The organism is Alteromonas sp. 5E99-2 (assembly GCF_017368475.1).
Classification (GTDB): domain Bacteria; phylum Pseudomonadota; class Gammaproteobacteria; order Enterobacterales; family Alteromonadaceae; genus Alteromonas_F.
On record NZ_JAFNJE010000009.1, the window covers coordinates 108,291 to 131,913 of the forward strand.

The 23,623-nt window shown below is 40.9% G+C and carries 21 protein-coding genes; 9 read left to right on the plus strand and 12 right to left on the minus strand.

Annotated elements, in window-relative coordinates; genetic code table 11:
• Nucleotides 1–71 precede the first annotated feature (71 nt).
• The 5 genes from J3L16_RS10815 (at nt 72) to J3L16_RS10835 (ending at nt 4,789) form a co-directional block, all read left to right on the plus strand.
• Nucleotides 72–1,814: a hypothetical protein gene (locus J3L16_RS10815; RefSeq protein ID WP_207612996.1), complete on the plus strand. Its 1,743-nt coding sequence runs from the start codon at nt 72–74 to the stop codon at nt 1,812–1,814.
• Nucleotides 1,814–2,542 carry a manganese efflux pump gene (locus J3L16_RS10820; protein ID WP_207612997.1) on the plus strand — a complete coding sequence of 243 codons (729 nt, stop codon included), beginning with the start codon at nt 1,814–1,816 and terminating at the stop codon, nt 2,540–2,542. Before J3L16_RS10815 ends, J3L16_RS10820 begins: the two co-directional genes overlap by 1 nt.
• 158 nt (nt 2,543–2,700) lie before the next feature.
• A complete protein-coding gene (locus tag J3L16_RS10825) occupies nt 2,701–2,859 on the plus strand; it encodes a YqaE/Pmp3 family membrane protein (protein ID WP_207612998.1) in 159 nt (52 codons plus the stop codon).
• A gap of 17 nt (nt 2,860–2,876) precedes the next feature.
• Nucleotides 2,877–3,152: an STAS domain-containing protein gene (locus tag J3L16_RS10830; RefSeq protein ID WP_207612999.1), complete on the plus strand. Its 276-nt coding sequence runs from the start codon at nt 2,877–2,879 to the stop codon at nt 3,150–3,152.
• Between the two features lie 11 nt (nt 3,153–3,163).
• Nucleotides 3,164–4,789, plus strand: coding sequence for an ATP-binding SpoIIE family protein phosphatase (locus J3L16_RS10835; RefSeq protein ID WP_207613000.1), 1,626 nt, complete (start codon nt 3,164–3,166; stop codon nt 4,787–4,789).
• A 34-nt stretch (nt 4,790–4,823) separates the two neighbouring features.
• Here the strand turns inward: J3L16_RS10835 and J3L16_RS10840 are convergent, their stop codons facing one another.
• The 11 genes from J3L16_RS10840 to bioA all read right to left on the minus strand — a co-directional run bounded on the left by J3L16_RS10840 (nt 4,824) and on the right by bioA (nt 19,044).
• Nucleotides 4,824–6,416, minus strand: coding sequence for a response regulator (locus J3L16_RS10840; RefSeq protein ID WP_207613001.1), 1,593 nt, complete (start codon nt 6,414–6,416; stop codon nt 4,824–4,826).
• A gap of 93 nt (nt 6,417–6,509) precedes the next feature.
• A complete protein-coding gene (locus J3L16_RS10845) occupies nt 6,510–9,668 on the minus strand; it encodes an efflux RND transporter permease subunit (protein WP_207613002.1) in 3,159 nt (1,052 codons plus the stop codon).
• A 9-nt stretch (nt 9,669–9,677) separates the two neighbouring features.
• Entirely contained in the window at nt 9,678–10,847 is a 1,170-nt protein-coding gene (locus J3L16_RS10850) for an efflux RND transporter periplasmic adaptor subunit (protein WP_207613003.1), read from the minus strand.
• A gap of 99 nt (nt 10,848–10,946) precedes the next feature.
• Nucleotides 10,947–11,507: an ABC-type transport auxiliary lipoprotein family protein gene (locus J3L16_RS10855; RefSeq protein WP_207613004.1), complete on the minus strand. Its 561-nt coding sequence runs from the start codon at nt 11,505–11,507 to the stop codon at nt 10,947–10,949.
• A 1-nt stretch (nt 11,508) separates the two neighbouring features.
• Nucleotides 11,509–13,143, minus strand: coding sequence for an intermembrane transport protein PqiB (gene pqiB / locus J3L16_RS10860; protein WP_207613005.1), 1,635 nt, complete (start codon nt 13,141–13,143; stop codon nt 11,509–11,511).
• Nucleotides 13,140–14,276: a paraquat-inducible protein A gene (locus tag J3L16_RS10865; protein ID WP_207613006.1), complete on the minus strand. Its 1,137-nt coding sequence runs from the start codon at nt 14,274–14,276 to the stop codon at nt 13,140–13,142. Before J3L16_RS10865 ends, pqiB begins: the two co-directional genes overlap by 4 nt.
• A gap of 24 nt (nt 14,277–14,300) precedes the next feature.
• Nucleotides 14,301–15,698, minus strand: a complete 1,398-nt coding sequence (gene asnS / locus J3L16_RS10870) for an asparagine--tRNA ligase (RefSeq protein ID WP_207613007.1) — start codon at nt 15,696–15,698, stop codon at nt 14,301–14,303.
• Nucleotides 15,699–15,808: 110 nt separating this feature from the next.
• Nucleotides 15,809–16,786: a calcium/sodium antiporter gene (locus tag J3L16_RS10875; RefSeq protein ID WP_207613008.1), complete on the minus strand. Its 978-nt coding sequence runs from the start codon at nt 16,784–16,786 to the stop codon at nt 15,809–15,811.
• 145 nt (nt 16,787–16,931) lie between these two features.
• Nucleotides 16,932–17,180 carry a hypothetical protein gene (locus J3L16_RS10880; RefSeq protein WP_207613009.1) on the minus strand — a complete coding sequence of 83 codons (249 nt, stop codon included), beginning with the start codon at nt 17,178–17,180 and terminating at the stop codon, nt 16,932–16,934.
• Between the two features lie 74 nt (nt 17,181–17,254).
• On the minus strand, nt 17,255–17,779 hold the full coding sequence (locus J3L16_RS10885) for a DUF2937 family protein (RefSeq protein ID WP_207613010.1): 525 nt from the start codon (nt 17,777–17,779) through the stop codon (nt 17,255–17,257).
• Nucleotides 17,776–19,044, minus strand: a complete 1,269-nt coding sequence (gene bioA / locus J3L16_RS10890) for an adenosylmethionine--8-amino-7-oxononanoate transaminase (RefSeq protein ID WP_207613011.1) — start codon at nt 19,042–19,044, stop codon at nt 17,776–17,778. Before bioA ends, J3L16_RS10885 begins: the two co-directional genes overlap by 4 nt.
• Nucleotides 19,045–19,147: 103 nt before the next feature.
• Between bioA and bioB the strand changes: the two genes are divergently transcribed.
• Genes bioB through bioD form a run of 4 tightly spaced genes read left to right on the plus strand, consistent with a single transcriptional unit; the run spans nt 19,148 to nt 22,884 of the window.
• A complete protein-coding gene (gene bioB, locus J3L16_RS10895; RefSeq protein ID WP_207613012.1) occupies nt 19,148–20,227 on the plus strand; it encodes a biotin synthase BioB in 1,080 nt (359 codons plus the stop codon).
• Nucleotides 20,228–20,236: 9 nt separating this feature from the next.
• Nucleotides 20,237–21,433 (plus strand): 8-amino-7-oxononanoate synthase, encoded by a 1,197-nt coding sequence (locus J3L16_RS10900; RefSeq protein ID WP_207613013.1) that lies wholly within the window; start codon nt 20,237–20,239, stop codon nt 21,431–21,433.
• Nucleotides 21,417–22,202 carry a methyltransferase domain-containing protein gene (locus J3L16_RS10905; protein ID WP_207613014.1) on the plus strand — a complete coding sequence of 262 codons (786 nt, stop codon included), beginning with the start codon at nt 21,417–21,419 and terminating at the stop codon, nt 22,200–22,202. The genes J3L16_RS10900 and J3L16_RS10905 overlap by 17 nt, the downstream gene beginning before the upstream one ends.
• A gap of 7 nt (nt 22,203–22,209) precedes the next feature.
• Nucleotides 22,210–22,884 carry a dethiobiotin synthase gene (bioD, locus tag J3L16_RS10910; RefSeq protein WP_207613015.1) on the plus strand — a complete coding sequence of 225 codons (675 nt, stop codon included), beginning with the start codon at nt 22,210–22,212 and terminating at the stop codon, nt 22,882–22,884.
• A 32-nt stretch (nt 22,885–22,916) separates the two neighbouring features.
• Here bioD and pepE read toward each other — a convergent pair whose 3' ends face one another.
• Complete coding sequence (gene pepE / locus J3L16_RS10915; RefSeq protein ID WP_207613038.1) at nt 22,917–23,600, minus strand: dipeptidase PepE; 684 nt, start codon at nt 23,598–23,600, stop codon at nt 22,917–22,919.
• Between the last annotated feature and the right edge of the window lie 23 nt (nt 23,601–23,623).

Consider the following 23,623-nt stretch of genomic DNA (forward strand, 5'->3'; position numbering starts at 1 on the left):
GAATACATATGGGAGCCTGTGATCAGGCTCCCTTTGATGTATGCGAATACTTAAAAGTATCAGGAATAATAATGAAAAGAATATGGCTGCTGTTTTTACTTTTAGTTGGCGGATGTGATTTAGCGACTAACCTTTCCTCTAAAAAAGAAACGGATGAAATTGGTTTAATTACAACAGTTTCTAATAGTAATGAACAGATTATTGATTACGAACCTCTGGCGCTAGCGTTAGCAACTCAGGGTGATATCTATAACGCAGAAGCGGTAATACCTCCTCAGTGCTATACCAAAACAGATGGAAAGAACAACCCTTGCTGGGCATGTCACACCAACAAAACCGCGCGTAACCTTAAAAGCGATTGGCCACTACAGCGTGAATATGCGTTTAGCGACCTTGGGTTAACTAACAATTGGGATAACTTGTTTAGCGACCATTCCAGTATAACCCAGAAAATTTCCAATCAAGGGATGCTTGACTACATTCGTGAAGACAATTATTCAGAATTTAAAACTGCAATGGAAAAACAGGTAAATTACGCAGGCTGGACACCTGACATTGACCTACACGCAGGGTTTGATAACGAAGGTTTTGCGTTAGATGGAAGCTGGTGGCGTTCATTTGTATATAAGCCCTTTTTAGGTACCTTTTTCCCCACAAATGGCGCGACAGACGACACTATGATACGTCTACCAAAGCCGTTTTATACTGATGAAAATGGGCAGTTATCAAAAGAAGTTTATAAAATTAATTTGGCTATTGTTGAAGCAACAATGACCACGGGCGGCAACGCAAATACACCAACTAATAGAAAAGTTGAACCCTTAGATGAAACCATAGCCCATGTTGATTTGAATGGAGATGGCAAATTAACCCAAGGCGTCACTACGATTGCGAACCTGCCTAAATTTTATGTAGGTAGTGCATCAAGGTATCCGGTGAAAAAGAATTTGTACCCGAGAGACGTAGAGTTTCTTCATACCGTGAGATATGTGGACCCAGATTCCCCTAACTTCTTGTCTAAGCGTATTAAAGAAGTGCGCTATTCAGTAAAAAATTTAGAAACGGATCGCTGGTCGATGAGTCGTTATTACGACCACGAAGAAGAAAACAAAGAAGAAGAGCGTTTACCTCTATTTGCAGGCAATGGAGTGTCTGGCATGCGCTCAGATATTGGCTGGAAACTACAAGGTTTCATTGAAGACGGTAAAGGACGGCTTCGAGCGCAAACCGACCAAGAGACTTATTATTGCATGGGCTGTCATGGCAATATTGGCGTGACCGCAGACCAGAGTTTTAGTTTCCCAAGAAAAGTGCCAGGCGAATATGGATGGGGCGAATTCACTTTAGCTGGAATACCGGATGTACCTCAGCTTGGACATGTTTTACCTGAAATTATGACCTATTTACTCAGAAATGGTGGCGGTGACGAATTTCGTAACAACGATGAAATGATTGAACGTTTTTTTGTTGATGGTCATTTAAACGAACAAGAAGTACGCAGAGCATCGGTAGAGGGTGACAAAGATATTCGCCATTTAATTTTACCAAGTCGAGAAAGGGCATACGCGCTAAACAAGTCCTATATGGCTTTGGTAAAACAGCAGCGCTTTGATAAAGGCAGAGACCCTATGGTGTCTATGCCTAAAAACGTACACAAAAATATAATTGAGATATCTGCTGGTCTGTCAGAAGAAAAAATCTTTAAAGACGGCACTATATTCTTAGATTGGCGTGGAACTGATTTTGATGTCGATGAATCGACTCAAAAAGTGGTTTTAAGCTTAATTGAAGTCCAGTCTGAAGGAGCACCATAATGGCACTACCTATGTTGGATTTTGCGTTAGCAAGTATCATTATGGGGCTTGGCATAGGCGCTGATGTAGCAGTCGCCACCATGCTAAGAGCTAAACATATGAAAACAATAAAAACCGTTGTTTTTTGGGTGTTTGGTGTGTCTTTTACTCATACTGTCTTCCCAATGTTGGGGTATGTGTTGACCTACTTTAGCGTTGAAACGCTACCGGCCTTAACCCCAATAGTTGGTGTTGTTGCATTTGCCTTTATTGCGCGGTTTCTGTATTTAGAACTCACTGATTACACCGGTGACGGAGAGCCAGAATCCAAAGCGGATGATCGCCAACTCATGATGAGTATGGGATTAATTCTTGCTGTAAGTTGGGATGCGCTCTGGTCAGGACCGGCCAAGTCTGCGCAAGTGATTGGATGGCCAGAATTATTCGTTTGGGGCTCGTTTATCTTCGTCGGTGTTGTCGTTGCTTTTTGCGCTGTATGCGGATTGGTCATGTCCAATTACTTTCGTCTTTCAAAACTGTCAGCTTCCATTCAAAGTCAGTGGCATTATGCCGGTGTACTTATACAGTACTCAGTTATTTCTTACTTCGGAGTACTAGCAATTTTAAGATATACGCTACAGCTTAATGTGCACTGGTTACACGTACTTATTTTTTGTTTAGTGTTAGTCTTATTGGTGTTAGAAACTCTACAAGTTAGGCATAAGCTTAAATTAATTCAAAATTCATGAATGTACTTATACAGAAGAACACAGGTAGGTAATTCTATTCTTTTTGTTATATTTCAATGAAGCTATAGAGTTTGACTCAGTGAAAATGAAATATTTTTTCATTTCATCTATAATCAATACTATAACTATCGTTATTATTAATGAATAAGGAGTCCTCTATGGATTTAATCAGAATTATTGTCGCCATTTTGTTACCCCCTCTTGGTGTATTTTTGCAAGTGGGTATTGGCGGAGCATTTTGGTTAAATATACTGCTGACATTATTTGGGTATATTCCTGGTATTGTTCATGCTGTTTGGGTTATCGCTAAACGTTAGAGATAAGGTTATTTGCCATGAGTACTATTGTTTTACCGAGTAAATTTAATTTTGGTTATCATAAAAATTTCACTGATCAGTATGGAAAAGCCCTTGAAAGTGCACCTTCAAAGGCAATCACGTTAGATTTTAGTAACGTTGAATATTTAGATAGTGCTGCACTTGGCATGATGGTGTTACTTAAAAAGAAAGCGGATGCCCAGAATACTGAAGTAACTATTATTAATGCCCACGGGGCGGCGTTAGACGTTTTAAAAATTGCTAATTTTCAGAATTTATTTTCTATTAAATAGAGTTTTTGGTTATGCCTAAGGTTTTGAGTAAACCCAGTTGCTTTTGCAATGGCGTTCCAGTTTCGGTTCGAAATAAAATCAGTGATGCAGTTGATTTTTGTACTGATGTAACTGAAATAACCGATATTGTCGTTATTTGGATTTCAAAATGGTCTGTTGATTTTAACCTTGAAGTGAGTCATTTAAGACATAGCCATACAGACATCGCCATACTCGTCCTAATGGAGTCCGAACTCGAAAGTGATATTCTAGATGCGTTAAAAGCAGGTGTTGATGAATGCTTACCACAAGCTGTTAGTGCTGATATGCTTAACCTTAAAATTAAACGCCTCGCTGCATCGTTAAATACCTACAAAGAGCTCTCCCAAAACAAAGCAAAATCCAATGCGGTGTTAGAGCGTATTCGACAAGAAGAGAGCTTCGCGCGACATGTTTATCAAAAAATAACTGGTGGTGCGCTAGAGCAAGCAAAAGATTACTTTTCTGTGCAACACTCTGCCGATGGATTCTGTGGCGATTTTATATTTGAAATGTCCAGCCCAACGGGTATTCGTTATGTATTTCTTGCTGATGCAATGGGCCATGGTTTAGCCGCAGCGCTTAGCATTATGCCTGTTATCCATGTGGTAAAAGCAATGGCTCATCGAAGCATGCCTATTACGACTATCGTCCATGAAGTAAACCGCAGGTTGAATGTTGAATTACCTGATGATCGCTTCGTTACTTTAGCAGGGCTTGAAATATCACCATTTTCACAAATGATTAGTTTGGTTAATGCGGGACTGCCCGATATATGTGTGTTATTAAAAAATGGTTCCCTAGAGTCGTGCTCATCTCATTGCATGCCTCTGGGCATTGCTGAAGGAAGCGCTTTTAGCTTTGAACCTTATACATTTAAAATTGCTGATGTTTCTCGTCTGTTCATGTTTACTGATGGGCTGATTGAACAAGAAAACCATACAAATGAAACCATAGGTAAAGAGGGGTTAACTCAAATCCTTATGGATTATGCTCTATTGAATAAACCTTGGGATGATATCTCTATTTTATTTGATGAGCACAAAGGTGATATGCCGTTATCTGACGATGTGACTTTATGCGCTATTGATTTCTCCAAATTCAATATTGCGGATCCCGATAGTGGGAATGAACAAGATAGCCGAAATGGCACAGTTACCTTTAATTTGGAAGTTAAAGGGGACTATTTAAAAACAGTAGATGTACCCGCATTTGTTTCTAAGTTTCTATATGCGACTGACACTAATGGCAAAATTGCAGGAAAAACATTTACCGCTATCGCTGAGCTTTACCAAAACGGTTTAGATCATGGTGTGTTGAATTTAAATTCAGATTTAAAAAACGATTTTTCAGGCTTTGAAGAATATCTGAATAAACGTGATAAGGCGTTAGAAGCTTTAACTAATGAAGATAGTGTAACGCTAAGTTTAAGCTGTGGAAGTGAAGAAGGTATTCGAGCCTCGATAACGGACTCTGGATTAGGATATGACTACAGTAAGGTTGATCCTGACAAGCACTCTTTAAGCGGCAGAGGAATAGCCTTAGTCAGACAATTGAGTGAACACTTGGAAATTAATGATAAAGGTAATCAAGTGTCTATTTTATTGAGAGATAATTAATATAAATTAATCCTACCTATGCAAATAGGCCGCATTATTTATATATTTTAACAGCATTTTTCCCGTCTTTTTTCACATCGTACATAGTTTGATCCGCTAGGTGAATCATATCTTTTAACTCTTCAGCGTGGCTAGACCCTGCGACACCGCAGCTGAATGTACAATGAAAGTTATCATATCCGTCTTTAAAACTTAACTTACTAAAAGTAAAACAGATGTCGTTAAGTTTCTTTTCAATACTCTCAATATCGTCTGAGTGAAATACGATTAAAAATTCTTCACCACCGTATCTGCCCACAACGTCGGTGTCTCTAACAGATGTTTTCAATAATTGAGCGAGTCCGACAATAACATTGTCGCCAATCATATGCCCGCGTTTGTCGTTAACTTGTTTAAAATTATCAATATCTATCATAGCTACAACAAGACTTGTGTTGTTACGTTTTGCCAAACGATGTGCAGAGTGAGCAGCTTCCATCATCTGTCCATGATTCAACAAACCTGTAAGGCTGTCTTTAATTGCCATATTTCGGATTTGTTGGCCTCGAGTAATTCTTCGTTCGATTTGTTTAAAAATAATATCAGGGGGGTTATCTTTTATAATGACGTCATCAGCGCCGGCTTCTAGTGCCGCTAGTTTCGTTTTTAAGCTGGTATCAGCACTTAGGAAGACAATAGGAACATATTCAAACCTTTGCTGTTGACGGAGTATTTTACAGACTTCTATGCCTGAAATTTTAGGCATATTTACATCGAGTAAAAAGAGATCGGGTTTACCAACCTCTAAGCCTTCAAAAAATTCTGTGCTGTTAGAGTAAAACGTTAAGTCAATATCGTTGTTTTTTGCGTATTTACCGAAAAAGCTCCCTACCATGGGTTGATCATCGAGTAATGACACTTGATAAGGTCGTCTAACATCAATATTACAGAGCCAACGAATGTTTCCAACTAAAACATTGATATCAAAAGGTTTAGTTACATATCCACCTATATCTGCGCGAACGGCTTTCAATCGAATGTCCAATGAATCAGAGCCTGACACCAAAATGATTTGAATGTTTTTTTGTCTTATCCGTTGAGCGAAATCAAACAGCATATCTTCGGTTACATCTGGCATAACAACGTCTAGCAATATGATGTCAACTGTATTTAAAACTTCAGTGTCTGCTTCAAAGTCAAAAATGCTTTCATATACCAACACGTTATAATTAAACCTGTCGAGCATTGCTTTGATGGTAACACGGGCGATTTCACTGTCATCGATGAGGGCTATATTCAGCGACCCGCCATGTATTTTAGGTTTAGATTCAGTTAGTGCTTGTTTTAGCAGGTAAGGATTTTCTAGGTGCTTTGCTGATTCAATCAGTAAGTCAATTTTTTCTGATATTTGTTCGATTGTCGAAGCACTTAAAGGGTATTCATTTGGTAGTAGATTTAAAATTTCATTTAAAAATTTCTCTAAGCGGTTTAATCCTTCTTTTTGAGTCCATTCAATCCATTTTCCAAGCACCTCATGAATGGCAATGAGTTCTTCTGAGTTTATATTTTGTTTAACTACTCCCCAACGCATTATGACATAAGAAAAGTGTTGTCTAAATTCTTGTCGTAAAACTTGTAGAGACGACATATTAGTCCATGTGGAAGTCTTTTTAATTAGTTTAGATCACCTTCGATGGAATACAAAACCAAGACCCCAGTTTTTTACTGGGGTCTTTTGTGTTTATTCTGCTTTGAGCTCAGAGGAGGGAGTCGCTTTCGATTTGCTTTTTTGACTTATTGAGGTAAACAAGAGCCGGAAAAATTGTTTAATATCCACCAAAATCAAATACTGACATGGAACCAAAACAAGAGTAACCATGGTGGCATATAAAACTGCGAAGCCTAATGCTACTGCCATGGGAATAACAAAGGCAGCTTGCAAGCTGGTTTCAAACATAATTGGAAGTACGCCAGCAAAGGTTGTAATGGAGGTCAAGGTAATAGCTCTGAATCTTGCCCGTCCAGCCTCTGAAACCGCGTCCCTAACACTGTAACCTTGCTTCCTGCGCTGATTAACAAAATCAGTCATTACCAAGGAGTCGTTAATTACGACACCTGCAGCGGCAATAAGTCCGAAAGAAGAGAACAAACTCATATCTAACCCTAATAGGAAATGTCCAGCGACAGCCCCCGTAAAGCTGAACGGAATTACTGACATGATAATTAAAGGTTGAGAATAACTTTTAAGGGGTACAGCAAGAAGAATAAATACCATTAGCATGGCAGCAACAAAGAATAACAACTGCTCGCTTTGCGATGCTTGCTGCTCTTCAATATCTCCACCTAGCTCTGTGATCACAGACGGGAATGCTTGCTTTAATTCAGGCAAAAGATTTTCTTCAATATTTTTTATTGCTTCATTGGGTTCAATGACTTCTTCGTCAATATTGCCCCACAAGTAAACACTTCGATAGCCACCCTCTCGACGAATATAGCTAATTCCCGGTGTTTCTGACAATTCAGCGATGTCGCCCAAGACTACATTATCACCTGTTGGTGTTTGAATAAGCGTGTATTTCAACGCTGCAAAGCTTTCTCGCGTGAGCCTAGGGTAGCGAACCATCACTTTTATTTCTTCGCCATCTCTAATGAGCCTTTGTGCTTCTCCACCAAAATAGCTGGCACCAACTTGGCTAGCAACACTGTTCAAGTCGAGACCTAAATCATAGGCAACAGGTAATAGAGCTAGTTGAATTTCTTTGCTCGCGGGATCAATTGTTGAACTGATATCCAACAAGCCTGTTGAATCCTGAAGGCGCTTAATTAACAATTTTCCCGCTTCATTTAAGGTTTCTACATCAGGTCCGTACAACAAGTAGCCAAACTCACCGTCACCGCCGTCATTACCATTGACATCGTCTTGAATAGTTAATGACTTCATTCCAGGTATTTCAGGTATCTGTTGACGCCAGCGCCGAGCCAGTTCAAAAGTATTAAAAGGGCGTAGGTCCTCGTGTATTAACGGAATGATAATACGGGCTTCAGTGCGTCCTCGGTTAAAGGCGAGTATGTCTCTAACCATACCTTGACCGAATTCTTCTTCAATTTTTTTATCTTCTGACAGGATAATATTTTCAATGGTTTTCAGTGCGTTAATTGCTGCAGTATCAGATACATTTTCGTTCATTTCTATACTAATAGCTGGAAAGTCATGGGGGACTTTAGGGTTAGGAACCAAGCGAACAAAGTTACCTTGAATTAGGCCTAAGCTTAAACAAAATAAAGCAATAAATAGGAAAAACACCAACCAGCGTAAGTCTAAGGCTTTTTCTACAAGGCGCTTATATGGACCATTCACAAAATTGTAAAAACGACGATTAAAATTAGCTCGCCAACTGGTTGGTTTAACTTCTGTAAAACGCGTATTGGCTAAATGAGCCGGTAGAATAAGTTTAGATTCAATGAGACTGAACACTAAACACAGTATCACAACCACAGCTATGTTGTAGAAAAGTGCGCCTTCTGGTCCAGACGACATAGTAAAGGGTGCAAAAACAGCAATAGTCGTTAACACACCAAATGTAGCTGGCGTGGCAACACGTTTAGCACCGCGAACCACATTATCAACACCACCCCCTTTACTTTCAATTTCAGAGTAGGCGCTTTCTCCTATTACAATGGCGTCGTCTACAACTATGCCTAGTACCATAATAAAGGCAAATAACGACAGTATATTAATGGTTACCCCAAAAAGAGGCATCATCATGATTGCACCTAAAAAGCACACGGGAAGACCTATCATTACCCATAGAGCTAAGCGAAAACGAAGAAACAAAGTCAACATTAGCGCCACTAAAATAGCACCTTGAAGTAGATTTTTTAGCATCATATTTAGACGCTCGTCTAAGTAATAAGTTAAATCAACTAACACCTCTAGAGATAAACTTTCTGGCAATGTTTCATTTTTTTGTTCTATGTATTGCTTTACTGTATCTGCAACCGGGGTAATACTTTGACTTTTAGTCGCAGCCACTTCAATTAAAATGGCATTTTTACCCGAATACTTGAAATACCGCTCGCCCTCTGTAAAACCGTCTTTCACTATGGCAACGTCTTGAAGAAGCACTCGCCCACCGGCTTTACTGGTTTTTATTGGAATGCTTTTAAACTCATCCCCAGTGTAATATTGATTTTCTACTCGTACTGAGATGATGCCTGCATCGGTTCTTAGCTGACCTGCTGAAATATTGGCTGAGTAATTTTGTATTGCTGCGGTAACATCATTAATTGTGACGCCGAATTTACGCAGTAGTGGCGGTTGTACTTCAATGGCAATCTCACCGTCAGGATTTGAAACGTCAACTAACGAAATATTGTTGAATTGAAGTAGTTCTTTCTCTATTTGCTTGGCAACCGGTTTCAATTCGGAAAGAGGTAAGTCACCAACCAATGAAAAGGTTATCACTTCTTGAGTGAATTCTATTTGCTCAATAATCACAGGCTCCATGGCCGCAGGAAATGTTCCTATACTGTCGACTTTGAGCTTTACTTTATCTAATACATCGGTAAGGTTGGCGCCCGTTTCGACTTCTATGGTTACTCGACCTGAGTTTCTAAATGAGCGCGCCCAGACTTTTTTAATTTCGGAGACATCTTTTAATGCTTCCTCAATTTTTATCATGATACTTTCTTCAATTTCTTGGGGTGACGCACCGGGATAACTCGCGTCAATGTCAATATAATTCACCTCAACATTAGGGAACATCTGACGCTGAATAGTAAAATAACTGGCAATACCCATGATGATGATAAAAATCATTAATAGGTTTGAGGCCACGGAATTATTTGCAAATGCCGCAATAAGGCCTGTAGGTTTTTGTTCAACGGAAGTAGGTTTCATATGTCTACCTTATTTCTCTGTGCGTTGAGCGGTAAGTAGAGAGTTGTCTGAGTCGTCGGGTGACGAGAGAACTTTTACAGCCATACCTTCTTTGGGATACTCAGGTAAGGTAACAACCACGGGTTGATTAATCGCACTATCAGCTTGGATGACAAAAAATTGGCCGTTTTCTCTTAGCACAGTAACAGCATGGGACAGTAATTTACCGTCAGAGTCGACCATCCATAATTTACCATTATTGATGAGTTGTTGAGGTACCTGATAGGTATTTTCTAAAGTAACACCATCAAACTTAACCGTTACATAGCTGCCGAATTTGAGTGCAGGTTTGTCTGACTTTAGTCCATATGGGTCGTCTACTCTCACGACAAAGTGGGTCATGCGAGTTTCTTCATCGATAATACCTGTATCTCGATTCAAAACGCCTAGGATTTCTTTGCCACTAGATGACGGTAAAATTTTGACCGTCTGTTCCGACGTAATTGCGTCTACAAACTGATTGTCAAAACCCGCAATAGGAAGTGTGATTTCGGCTTTCTCAATGTTATTTAACTCGCCTGCAACAGCGCCAACAGAAATAAAATCACCCACACCAATATTACGAGAAATCACTAATGCATCATAAGGTGCGCGAACATCACAACTGTCTAAATCTCGCTGAGCAATACTCAACTGAGCTTCAGCAGACTTTACAAATGCTTTGGCACTAATTAGTTGAGGCTTTTTCAAATACAGGTCTGATACCGAATTACTTGTAAATTTTTTCGCTTCTAATTGAGCGACATCACTTTGTGCCTGAGCTTCAATTAAATTAGCTTTCGCTTGTTGTAAATTTGCTTCGGCAACAAGGAGGGCAGCAGAGTATGTATCTTTTTCAATTGAAAATAGGATTTCGCCTTTAGGGACAATTCCACCTGGAACAAATTTTGGATGCCACGAGGTAATTTGCCCGGCTACTTTGGTTGCGAGCATAGTGCGCTCAGTTGGCGCCACAGCGCCATAGCTTTCTATTTCTATCGTGTGATCTGTTGCTGTGAGGGTGTCTACGCTTACTATAGGGCGATTATCACTCACCTCTTTTTCTGGCTCTTCATGGCCGGTGGCTGCAATCAGCTTCATTCCACCGATACCCGAAATCAAAATAGCGGCTACTGCAGCAAATTGATAGCGTTTCTTCATCCTAAATTCCACTCATATTTTTTGACGTTAACAGTGTAACGTAAAGCAATGTTTCATAGAGTGAATAAATGTAAATAAATGTTATTTATTGAAATGAAACTACTTTTCTATAGCTGTTAACTTCGTTTTTATGTGGTTAACCATATCATTTATGGCGCGCCTGTATACATTAATGGTATGAGCGTAACCATCTTCTGAAAGTGAGTAAGATTTACTGTAGGCCTGTCGAGATAGTAGCCGACTGCCATTGTTGATTTGGTAATTCGCGCTAATAATGACGTCACCCTTGCTGGTTGCTACCAAGTGAAGAATATCAATAGAAAGCGAATATTGATCGTCATTAAAGCCGCCCTCCGTAGCTAAAACATATTCGGATGAAAATGCATGTTGCATATATTTGGTTAAACTAGTATCAAAAGATTCTGCCCAAAGGTGTGTTTTTGATAGTTGTATTTGGTTTGATTCCAGCATCAGGGGCAGGCCGTTCTGCTTAAGATATTCTGGAATAGTGAGTCGAGTTAAGCGCAAGGTTTTACTCTGAGTTAAATCTACGCTTTGAATATCATTAGGGGAGGACAGCAAATAATGCTGAATGGTCGAAGTATGATTACTACATCCAGTAAGACTCAAGATAATGGCAATAAAAATGAAGTGGCGCATACTAATTTCCTTGTTTCGCTTTCGGTGTGACTTCGTCGTTACGGCTACTATTAAATAGTATACTGCTTGGCGACTCATTTAACTGTTGTAGCACTGGTTGAATACTTCTAAGTGTATCTTGTAGTTCTTTTGCTGTACTTTGGATATCTTTCTCAATTCCGCTATGACTAAGGTTATCAGTTAAAATCGCAATACTTTTTAACGTACTCACCATTTCATTATTCATAGTCGCAATATCGACACCATTAATTAGCTCATCAAAATCATCACTACTACTTTCCACTGATTCAGCTGCTTCTAGCATGGCATTAATCGCGTCAGTGGCATCCACGGCGAGTCGATCTAGAGGTAATGCATTAAGTTTATCCAGTAAAGCTTCTGCCTTTTGAGTGATTTGGGCGAATTCATTGGAAGCGGTTGGGATAACTTCATAATCAAGGAAGGTCTCAACGCTATCCGCTGTGTCAGTTCCAAAGTGGTGTAAATCGACGTATAAGGCTCCAGTTACTAGGCTTCCCATACGCAATGTGGCATGTAAGTTTTGGTTAATCCACTGTGTCATTTGTTGTTGCACAGCGACTAAGCCTTCTTTAGTGTCATCGGCTCTGACTTTCCCCGGATAAACACTTATTACAACGGGGATCTTATAGCCTTCTTGTAAAATATTGTTTTCTTCTAGAGATAACTTATTGATAGACACTACTTCACCAACGTTGATACCTCGGTATTCAACGGGAGCGCCTTCATTTAAACCTCTGACGTTTTCGTCTATGAGTAACACATATTTAGCTGATAGGTTAAACTGTTGAGCTTGAGCCTCTTCCTGAGATTCGAAAATTTCAAAGTAGGTTTTTTCAGTAATTAAATCACCAGATGTCATACCTTCAGGAACATCAAATGAAACACCACTAGACAATAGGGTTTCCAAACTACCAGTATCAATTTCTAAACCCGAAGCACGTAATCTGATTTTTATTCCACTGGTGTCCCAAAAACGCGTGTTTTCATTAATTAGTCTATGGTAAGGGGCTTTGATAAACGCAGTGTAATACATGGCTCTTTCAAATTGGTTAAAGAAAGACTCTTCAAATTGACCCACTTTATGACCTTTGTATACGATTGCGTCGCCTTCTTTATATGCGAAATCTTTTGTACTTGTCAGTGTAACAAATAAGCCTGGGGTCCCTTGAGGAGTCACCGGTGGACGAGGTAAAAGGGTAAATTTAGTTTTCTTTCTGCCTTCACCATCACCCGACATCGACAAATATACGCCTGATAGTAAAGTGTTTAAGCCTGAGACTTCGGAAAGGGTGATCCTAGGTGACACAATCCAAAATTTACTTGTTTCGGTCAGTAAGTGTTCAGCATTTTTATCTATTTGCGCTGTGACTAAAACGCTTTCGCCCCCTTCATTTAAGGAAACTTTTTTAACTTTTCCTATTTGTAAATCACGTACTTTAATTGCGGTTTTGTTGGCTTCTATTCCAACCGCTGATGTCATTTCAATGGTAATGAAAGTACCTTGGTTTAGCCATTGACTGTACACCATCCAACCGCCAATCACTAAAGCGAGTAGGGGAATTACCCACACTTTTGAAAATGTTTGATGGCCTTTTATTTTAGCTACTTCGCTCAAGACAGTGTTTCCTTTTGCCAAATTAAACGTGAATCAAAGGTAATAGCGGCGAGCATGGTAAAAAATACCACTGCACAAAATGCCAGTGCTGCATAGCCGGGAAATATAGATATGGTGCCGCCAAGTTGAATAAGTGCGACAAGTACTGCGACAACAAATACGTCTATCATTGACCAGCGGCCTACCCATTCTACTAGCTGGTACGCTAGCGCTCGCCTGCAATGAAGCTCTTCAGATTGAGTTTGTATACTCCAATTTAGCCATGCTAGCACAATTAACTTTGCAATAGGAATGGCCACACTGGCTAAAAATATAATGATAGCAATAGGATAAGAACCCGTATGCCAAAGTTTGATTACCCCACCAATTATCGTGCTAGGTTCAATTGAGCCAAAAAATTGGGTGTGCATTATAGGAAGTGTATTGGCGGGTATATAAAGTAAGGTAGCGGTAAATAGCAAGGCCCATGTTTGTTGAATACTTTTTTGTCTAGATAAGTGCGTGATGGGGTTGGGGGGCAAAGACGCTTCATCTAACCAATCGCTAAACTCTGTGCTGTCATAAAAATAAAGCGTTGCGGTCATGCAAACAATAAACAAACAAAATGCAATAAAACTCATGCCAACATCAAGTGTTGCCATGTCTGCTATTTTTACCAAACTGACTAGTGTTCCGACTAAAAAAATTTCAGCCATAGACCAAGGCAGCAGTAGCTTAACCATTTTAAACGTAGGGATTAACCATGTAGGTTTTTTGTTGATTACTCTACATCCATTCAAGCTAATAATACCCAATAAGACGATAGCGGGTATAAATAAAGTGAGTAGTGCCGTTACTAAAGCAAGTGGATAAAAATCTAATTCAGCAAGTGTTTGTAATCCCGAGGGTAAATCGATTTCGCGTTGTTGTCCGCTGGCTGAAAAAGAGAGGAATTTATAGGGCAGTGAAAGAGCTAAAAATACTAACGCTGCTAATGCAAAAGATAGCGCCTTCTCTTTATTATCATTAAGATATTGCGATAGCGTATTTGTACAGCGAGGACATTGGGCACAGTGGCTTTTGTCCAGCTCCGGTATTGCCACCTTTAATCCACAAAGGTGACAATGTGTGGTGAAGGCAGGTTGTTTATCCATAACGTATCAACCTATATGCCTTCATTAGTACTGGGCGTTGCCAGGTGTTCTTGGGAATGGTATTACATCTCTTACGTTCTGCATTCCCGTTACATAAGCAACTAAACGCTCAAAGCCAAGCCCGAAGCCTGAATGGGGAACCGAACCATAACGGCGCAAATCCCGGTACCAGCTGTAATCTTCTTTATCTAAGCCCATTTCTTCAAGTCGGCGATCGAACACGTCTAAACGCTCTTCACGTTGTGAACCACCGATGATTTCACCAATCCCCGGCGCCAAAATATCCATTGCGGCTACGGTTTTATTGTCATCGTTGATACGCATGTAAAACGCTTTGATGTCTTTAGGGTAGTTTTTCATAATGATTGGCGCACCTACGTGCTCTTCTGCAAGGTAGCGCTCATGTTCAGAACTTAAATCTACGCCCCACTCAACAGGGAATTCAAACTTCTTGTTACTCGCTTTGAGTATATCGATGGCGTCGGTGTAATCCATGTGAACAAAGTCAGACTCAACTAAGGCCTGAAGGCGATCGATGGCAGTTTTGTCGACACGCTGTGCAAAGAAGGCCATGTCATCGGCGCGCTCTTCCAATACCGCTTTACATACGTACTTAAGCATGTCTTCCGCTAGGCCTGCGATACTTTCTAAATCAGCGAAAGCAACTTCTGGTTCAATCATCCAAAATTCAGCTAGGTGACGAGATGTATTACTGTTCTCAGCTCTAAACGTTGGCCCAAAGGTATAGACTTTAGACATTGCAGAGCAATAAGTTTCACCATTAAGTTGGCCTGAAACGGTTAAGTACGTTTCTTTGCCAAAGAAATCTTGGCTGTAATCTACATCACCTTTTTCAGTTAGGGGGATATTCATCATATCTAATGTAGATACTTGGAATAACTCACCAGCACCTTCAGTGTCACTTGCCGTTAAAATAGGCGTACTTACCCATACAAATCCACGTTCGTGATAAAAACGATGTATCGCTTGAGATAAACAATTGCGTACACGGGTGACCGCACCAATAATATTTGTGCGAGGACGTAAATGAGCATGCTCACGTAAGTATTCAATTGAATGTCGTTTGGCCGCCATAGGGTAAGTGTCAGGGTTTTCTACCCAGCCAACAATTTCAATGGCTGTAGCATCAATTTCTAGTGCTTGACCTTTACCTTCAGATGCTTTAACTACACCGGTTGCAGACAATGAGCAGCCCGTGGTTAACTTTTGTATGTCTGAATAGTTTTCTAGTGTACTTAGCGCAACAACTTGAATAGGGTCGAAACTGCTTCCATCATGTAGAGCGATAAATGAAAGGCCGGCTTTTGAATCTCTACGAGTTCTTACCCAACCTTTTACTGTAACAGTCTCACCAACGGCGTAGCGGCCTTTTAAAACGTCGACCACAGGCGCATGCGTCATGGGTGTGTTTCCTTATATAAACGTGTTTTTAATATTTTTAAGTAGTATAACGAAATTGAATAGAGATACCATATTCATTATTCATCAGTACTTGAATTGATGTGTTTTAATCAACCGCCATTGACGAAGGCAGAATTGATTAAAAAATACGTGTAAGCACAGTAACCTGCAACAAAAACGGCGCCTTCCAGACGATTAAGTCGACCCGGCCCCTTTAAACCGATACAAAATATAAATAGAGCTACCGAAAAACCGACCATGATCAGTACATCTCTATAAAGAAACTCAGATGCCACACTCATAGGTTCAATCATGCCAGCAATACCAACAACGGCTAAGGTATTAAACATGTTAGAGCCGATAACGTTACCAAGTGCTAAATCATGTTCACCTTTTTTAACTGCAATTAAAGAGGAGGCCAATTCAGGCAAGCTAGTACCAATAGCAACTATGGTAAGACCAATAATAGTATCGCTAACACCAAAGTATTGAGCGACGTCTACAGCGCCCCAAACCAATAAGCGAGAGCTACCAATGAGCACCAATAACCCTACCAGTAACCAGATTACGTTGAGTTTTAAACTCTTTTCACCTGCATCAAGTTCATCTTGGTATTCTGCAGTTAAAATATCTTTGTCGGATTTTAAGCCGCTATAGATACTCCAGGATATGAGTAACACAAATAAGCCAATGAGCGCATAAGCATCATCGTGGCTTATTTTTAAATCGATAACCTGATAAGCACCAAAAAACGTCAGACCCAACATGATCGGGAGCTCTTTTTTGATGATGTTCGATTTCACCGCAATAGGGCTTATCATGGCAGTTAAGCCGAGAATTAATGCGACGTTAGCAATGTTAGAGCCATAAGCGTTACCTAATGCAAGGCCTGATTTCCCTTGCAAAGCGGCAATAATAGAAACGATTATTTCTGGTGCAGAGGTGCCAAAGCCAATAATTAGCATACCAATAAGCAGCGGCGACATGCCGATATGATTGGCTAGCGCAGCGGCTCCACCAACAAATTTTTCGGCGCTCCAAAGAAGAAGCGGCAGCCCCACCAAAATTGCAATACTTGCTTCTAGCATTAAATCCCCAACGTCAGTATCGATAAAAGCGATCAGGTTACTATGGCAACGGTGTCGCAGTACAGAAGGATTATAAAAAAACAGCGATTAATTTCGTCTGCTGTTTGTATATTGTACAAGTTGACGTTGGGAACGCAATAATTTACTAATTATTAACGAGCCTATTCATTGTTGATAACGCTAAGAGTAGTGCGTTTAAATCGTCTAGGGTTCCTTGAAATGACACTGACTTTCTCATTGTGATTGGGTTAATTGAAGGTTTTAGGCTATCTACTTGCTTCATTAGAGATTGCCACTTGTCTTGCATATGCGCAGGTATGATATGACGTTTAGCGTTTAATTTTTCACTGTGCTGAATAACTTGTGCAACGATAAGTGTTTCTTGATGTTTCATAAATACTACTCCTAATTACAAAACGAAGAGTAGCGATGGTTTCCTTAACCTAAGATTAACGAATTATGAAAGTATTAGAAATACGCTGAGCTAAATTTAGACTTTTTGCGGTCTCTAAATCGTTTTGCTCCCCAAAAGGGCATTAAGAATAGGATGTCGATAAGAATGGCGAGTACAACACTATAGCCAATTTGGTTAAGTGATAAAGGGATACCGGGTTGATAGCGACTGGCTACATTTTTAAGGGTATTAAAATTATTGGGTGACAGCATGTAAATAACCTGCTGCGGGAATTGTTCATTGGTCATTACTTTTAGACCAGCTTGTTTGTTGTAATAGTCTGACAAGGTAGCGCGTTTATTCTGTGCATCTTTGACCACTAGAACATCGTCGTTGGACTCAAGGTGTTTTATGTAAGCCTCTACAGATTGAAAATCGAACTCATAGGCGAGAATTTGCCAGCTTTCTACTTGCTCGGACAAAGCATTAACGTAACCCGCTAGATATTGCCTATATTGGTCGCTCAATATGGGGATTTGCAAAGCGCAAACTAATATTGTTGCGAATATCAGGCGATCTATCCAGCGAATTGGGTTCATTCTTCTAGTACCTTTCCTATTGCTCGGGTTATTTTACTGAGCTCTTCTGATGTAATAATGTACGGAGGCATCATATAAAGCAAGCGTCCAAACGGTCTTAGCCATACACCATGGGAAATTAATCGCGCTTGGGTACGGGCAACATCGATAGGATGTTTCATTTCAATCACACCGATAGCGCCTAATACTCTTACATTTTGTACCCGTTCGTTTTTATTAAATGGAAAAAGCGCTTGTTTTAGTTGGGCTTCTATTGCGTTGACTTGCTGTTGCCATTCGTTTTTTGCAAGGATATTGAGGCTAGCTGCGGCCACTGAGCACGCGAGAGGATTTCCCATATACGTTGGGCCATGCATAAATACGCCGGGCAACCCTTGGCATACACCTAATGCAACATCTTCAGTGCATAACGTTGCGGCTAGTGTCATATAACCCCCTGTGAGGGCTTTGCCAACGCACATAATGTCAGGGGTGATGCCCGCATGTTCACAGGCGAATAGTTTACCTGTACGACCAAAGCCAGTGGCAATTTCGTCACAAATCATCAATATATCGTATTGGTCGCATAGCTCTCGGCAGCGGCGTAAATATTCCGGTGAATAAAACCGCATTCCCCCAGCGCCCTGTACAACAGGTTCAATGATCAGTGCAGCAATATCCAAATGATGATTTTCAATTAATTCTTGCATTGGAAGAATGTCATCTTCGCTGAAACTTTGGCCAAATTGAGTTTGTGGTGCAGGTGCAAAATACTGTTTTGCCAAAGTTTGCTCAAATAAACTGTGCATCCCGTTTATGGGGTCACAGGCTGACATTGCGGCAAAAGTGTCGCCGTGATAACCGTTGCGAACTGTCACTAACTTATGTTTTTGGCTTTGTCCTTGGCAAGCCCAGTATTGCAATGCCATTTTTATGGCTACTTCAACAGAAACCGAACCTGAATCGGCTAAAAATACACGGTTAATACCCGCGGGAGCCATAGCAAGCAGTGCTTTGCTTACATCAATTGCTGGCTGATGGGTGAGGCCACCAAACATAACATGAGAAAATGTATCTACTTGTTTGTGGGCAGCGGCATTGAGTTCTGGGTGGTTATAACCATGTACGGCAGACCACCAACTTGCCATACCGTCGATAACTTGCTCGCCGGAGGCAAAGGTAAGGGTACAGCCTTCAGCGTGAGTTACTTCATAGCAAGGTAAAGGGTTGATCGCTGAGGTGTAAGGGTGCCAAATATGACGAGCATCAAATTCAATATTGTTCACAAAATAGCCACTTGTAAAGTTAAACTAGACATCGGAGTTGACATCGTTTGGGGTGAGCATAGACTAAGCCCGCATTAGAACCAAGTAAACTTAAAGGCATAGCATGCAAACACATCAACATAATAGCGCATTTCAAGCTGCATCATTAGGCGTTGTAAAGCACAATTGGACTTCAAAAGAGGTCGCTGACTTATTTGCTATGCCATTTAATGATTTATTATTTGAAGCCCAGCGCATTCATCGTATGCACTTTAACCCTAACGAAGTACAAGTAAGCACCTTGTTATCGATAAAAACGGGAGCGTGTCCTGAAGATTGCAAATATTGTCCTCAAAGTGCGCGTTACGACACAGGGCTAGAAAAAGAGCGCTTGTTAGAAGTTGAAAAAGTCATTCAACGAGCGAAAGAAGCAAAAGCCGCGGGGTCTACTCGTTTTTGCATGGGCGCTGCTTGGCGAAATCCAAAAGAAAGAGACATGCCTTATGTGACTGAGATGGTCGCAGAAGTTAAAAAGCTAGGTCTAGAAACCTGTATGACCTTAGGAATGTTAACTCGTGAACAAGCTTTGGCATTAAAGCAGTCAGGTTTAGATTATTACAATCATAACTTAGACACGTCACCTGAATTTTACGGCGACATTATTACCACCCGTACCTATCAAGACAGGTTGAATACACTCGATAACGTTCGTTCTGCGGGAATGAACGTGTGTTCTGGTGGTATTGTGGGCATGGGGGAAACCGCAGGAGACAGAGCGGGATTATTGATTCAGTTAGCTAATCTTCCAGAGCACCCGCAAAGCGTGCCAATTAATATGCTGGTGAAAGTGGAAGGAACTCCTCTTGATCAAGTGGAAGATTTAGACCCATTTGAGTTTATTCGCACCATAGCGGTTGCGCGAATTATGATGCCAGCCTCTCATGTTCGTTTGTCTGCTGGACGGGAAAATATGAACGAACAAATGCAAGCAATGTGCTTTATGGCCGGCGCGAACTCTATTTTTTATGGTTGCAAGTTGCTTACGACGTCTAATCCAGAAACCAATGCAGATGTGCAATTATTTAGAAAGCTTGGGATTAACACTGAACAGGGCAGGGAATATTCAGATGAAGCCCATGAGCAGGCGTTACACGAAGAAATTGCTTCGCAGAGTACTGACGAGCTATTTTACGACGCGAGCTAAACCCAATTTATGTCGTTTAATTCAATGTTCAATGCTCGCTTGGAAGAACAAAAGCAGCAAGGTTTGTTTCGAGAGCGGGTGTGTGTTGAGCAAAATCACCAAGGCATAGTGTCTACTCAAAGTGGCCATTTTCTTGATTTTGCAAGCAATGACTATTTAGGACTACGCCATCATTCAGATGTATTGCAAGGCTGGGTTGAGGGATTAGAGCTTTACGGCTCAGGCAGTGGCGCATCGCCACTGGTAACCGGATACATGAAAGCCCATCAAGATCTTGAACAACAAGTGGCAAAAAGTTTAAAGAGAGAGGCTGCCTTGTTGTTTTCATCGGGCTTTGCCGCGAACCAAGCACTTTGCAGAGCCTTGTTTCACGGCAAAGACGGAGCATCGGGAAATCTGTTTTGCGATAAGCTGATGCATGCGTCATTTATTGATGGAGCCTTGGCAAGTTCAGCCTCGTTTAAACGATTCAAACACAATGATTTAAATCACCTAGAATCATTATTACAACGCAAAAATAACGATTTACCTACCTTAGTCGCGACGGAATCTATTTTTAGTATGGATGGCGACGCGCCTGATATCAATGCAATGGCTGAACTGTCACAGAAATACGATAGTTGGTTAATGTTAGATGCAGCTCACAGTCTGGGTGTATTGAGTATTGAAGATCACCCCTCGCAACAGAATGCCCCTATTATTATGGGGACATTTGGCAAAGCGCTGGGAACGTGCGGGGCCTTTATTGCTGGCAGTGAAACACTCATTAGTTTTTTAATTAACTTTGCCAGAGATTACATTTATTCCACAGCAATGCCACCGGCACAAGCTCACGCCACACTGGTTTCGTGGAATATTATGCTAGCCGAAGAGCGCACGCGAGAATTACATCGAAAAATTGCGTATTTTAAGGCAAAAGCCACAAAGGCGAATATTGCCATCCAGCCTTCTGATAGCGCGATTCAATGGATTAAAATAGGATCTCCCACACGAACAATTGCATTAAGTCAGACGTTAAAACAGTTTGGTTTATGGGTTGGAGCGATGCGAGAGCCCACAGTGCCCAAAGGTACAGATAGATTACGGATAACGCTGAGGGCTGATCACAGTGAAAAAGACATTGATGCTCTTATCGATGGAATTTGTATTGCCAATAGTCAAATAGAGCAAACTAGTCAGGAGTGCGAACATGGCACTGACTCATAGCTGTGACACTCATCTTTTGAATAAGCGAGATATTGCGAAGCGATTTTCTAAAGCGTCGAGCCAGTATTTTACTATGGCGAATATTCAAAATACCATCGCAATTGCAGCAAAAGAACATATACCGGCTATCAATGGCAAAATTCTCGATATTGGCTGTGCAAGCGGAGAACATACGCGTTCCCTTGGCATGGATGTTGTCGGGGTCGACTTAGCTTTTGGAATGGTGCGCAATGCACAAAACACGCCTAAGACTCCTAACGTTAGCAGTGCGTGGGTTAATGCTGATATGGATGCGTTGCCTTTTAGGTGTGAATTGTTTTCTCATGTTTTTTCTAGCATGGCTTTGCAATGGTCTAAACACCCTGTGCTTGTGTTGAATGAAATTTATCGCGTGATTGCGCCTAGTGGTGGAGCAACCTTAGTGATCCCTGTGCAAGGGGCATTTTGTCAGCTTCAACAAGCCTATGAAAAGTGCGGTTTGAAGAGTAAAGTCCTGCCTTTACAAACATCAGCTGAATGGCTGTATTTAGCAACAGAAGCGGGGTTTAAAATCTCCCATTCATTTGAACATGTTTATCAAGACAAGCGAGATGATTTTAGAGCTTTGCTTAAGTCCATTTCGAAAGTGGGGGCGTCTTCTTCGACTATAAACACTTCATCAAATCAACTCACTAAGAGCAAATTGATACAACTGGAACGGTGTTATCCAAAAGTCGAAAATGCATTCACACTGGATTATCGCTGTTTGCACATGTCATTAGAGAAATAGTTCTATTATGCAAAAATGGTTTATTACAGGAACAGACACTGACGTAGGTAAAACTTATGTAGGTCAGCAAATTATGCTTGGCTTGGCTGAACAGAGTTTAAGAAGCATTGGCTACAAACCTATTTCTGCTGGTTGCCAATGGAATGAGGGACAGTGGATAAATGACGACGCTAAACAGTACCAAGTAAACAGTACAATAAAAGCCCCCATAGAGCAGATTAATCCCATCGCATTTGAAGCGCCTATTGCACCCCATATAGCGGCAAAACAACAGGGAAAAACAATAACTTTTGCGCAATTGGACGCTGGATTAGCCCAATTAGAAGAACATCAACCAGAGGTTATTGTCACTGAAGGCGCGGGGGGATGGCGTTTACCTTTGGGTAATGGCGAGTATCTTTCATCATTTCCAGCGCAGCACAAAATGAAAGTCATTCTGGTTGTGGGGTTAAAGTTAGGTTGCTTAAATCATGCCGTATTAACAGCTGAATCCATTAAAGCAGATGGCGCAGAGCTGGTGGGCTGGATTGGCAATGAAATTCACAGTGACATGTTATTTTCACAAGAAAATATTGAGTCTCTGAACGAAATTTTAGGCCCCGCATTAGCCATTGTGCCTAAAACCACAGCGCTCACAAAAGTACAGCGAGCGCAGTTAATTCATCGCCTTTTTAATAGCTAAATACTTTATACCGAGCTCAATTTAATTAACCACTAGGCCAAAAGATGACTTAGATCTGCGCCTTGTTCTATTTGAGTTTTCTTATCCGCTAAAAACACAAAAGCAGGTAAATTACCTTCCAACGTGAGTGTTTGTCCTTTGAGCAATAACGCTGAGCCTTCTTGAATTCCTACTACCGGTGTTGTGGGGTTTAACTGGGTAAACTCTTGAATTCGTTGTTGTCTGGTTTCGCCATTGTGACCGGGAGCGACAAAATCTGTGTAATGGGGGTTGAGTTGGAAGGGCACAACACCTAATGCGTTAAAAGAGGGTGGTTCTACTATTGGCATATCATTGGTTGTACGTAGTGTTGCACCACAAATATTTGAGCCAGCGCTCCATCCGATATAAGGCAAACCTTGAGCTAGCCGTTGTTGTAATGGGGCCAGAAGCGCTGTTTTGTAAAGCATGTCTAATAGGGCAAATGTGTTGCCTCCACCGACCAATATAGCGTTACTGCTTGCCAATGCTTCTTGTGGCTGCTCAAAGGTGTGAATGCCTTTTATATTCAACATTGGCAACGCATCTGCTACTGCTTGGGTGTAGTCATCATAGGTCACGCTAACGCCCGCATAGGGAATGAATGTCACGTCAGTGAGCCCGTTTAAATGAGTTAAAATCGAAGGCTTGGCATCAGATAAGTAACCACCATTGCCGACTTTAGAAGAGCTAAGCATTAGCACATTGAATTGTGACAAAT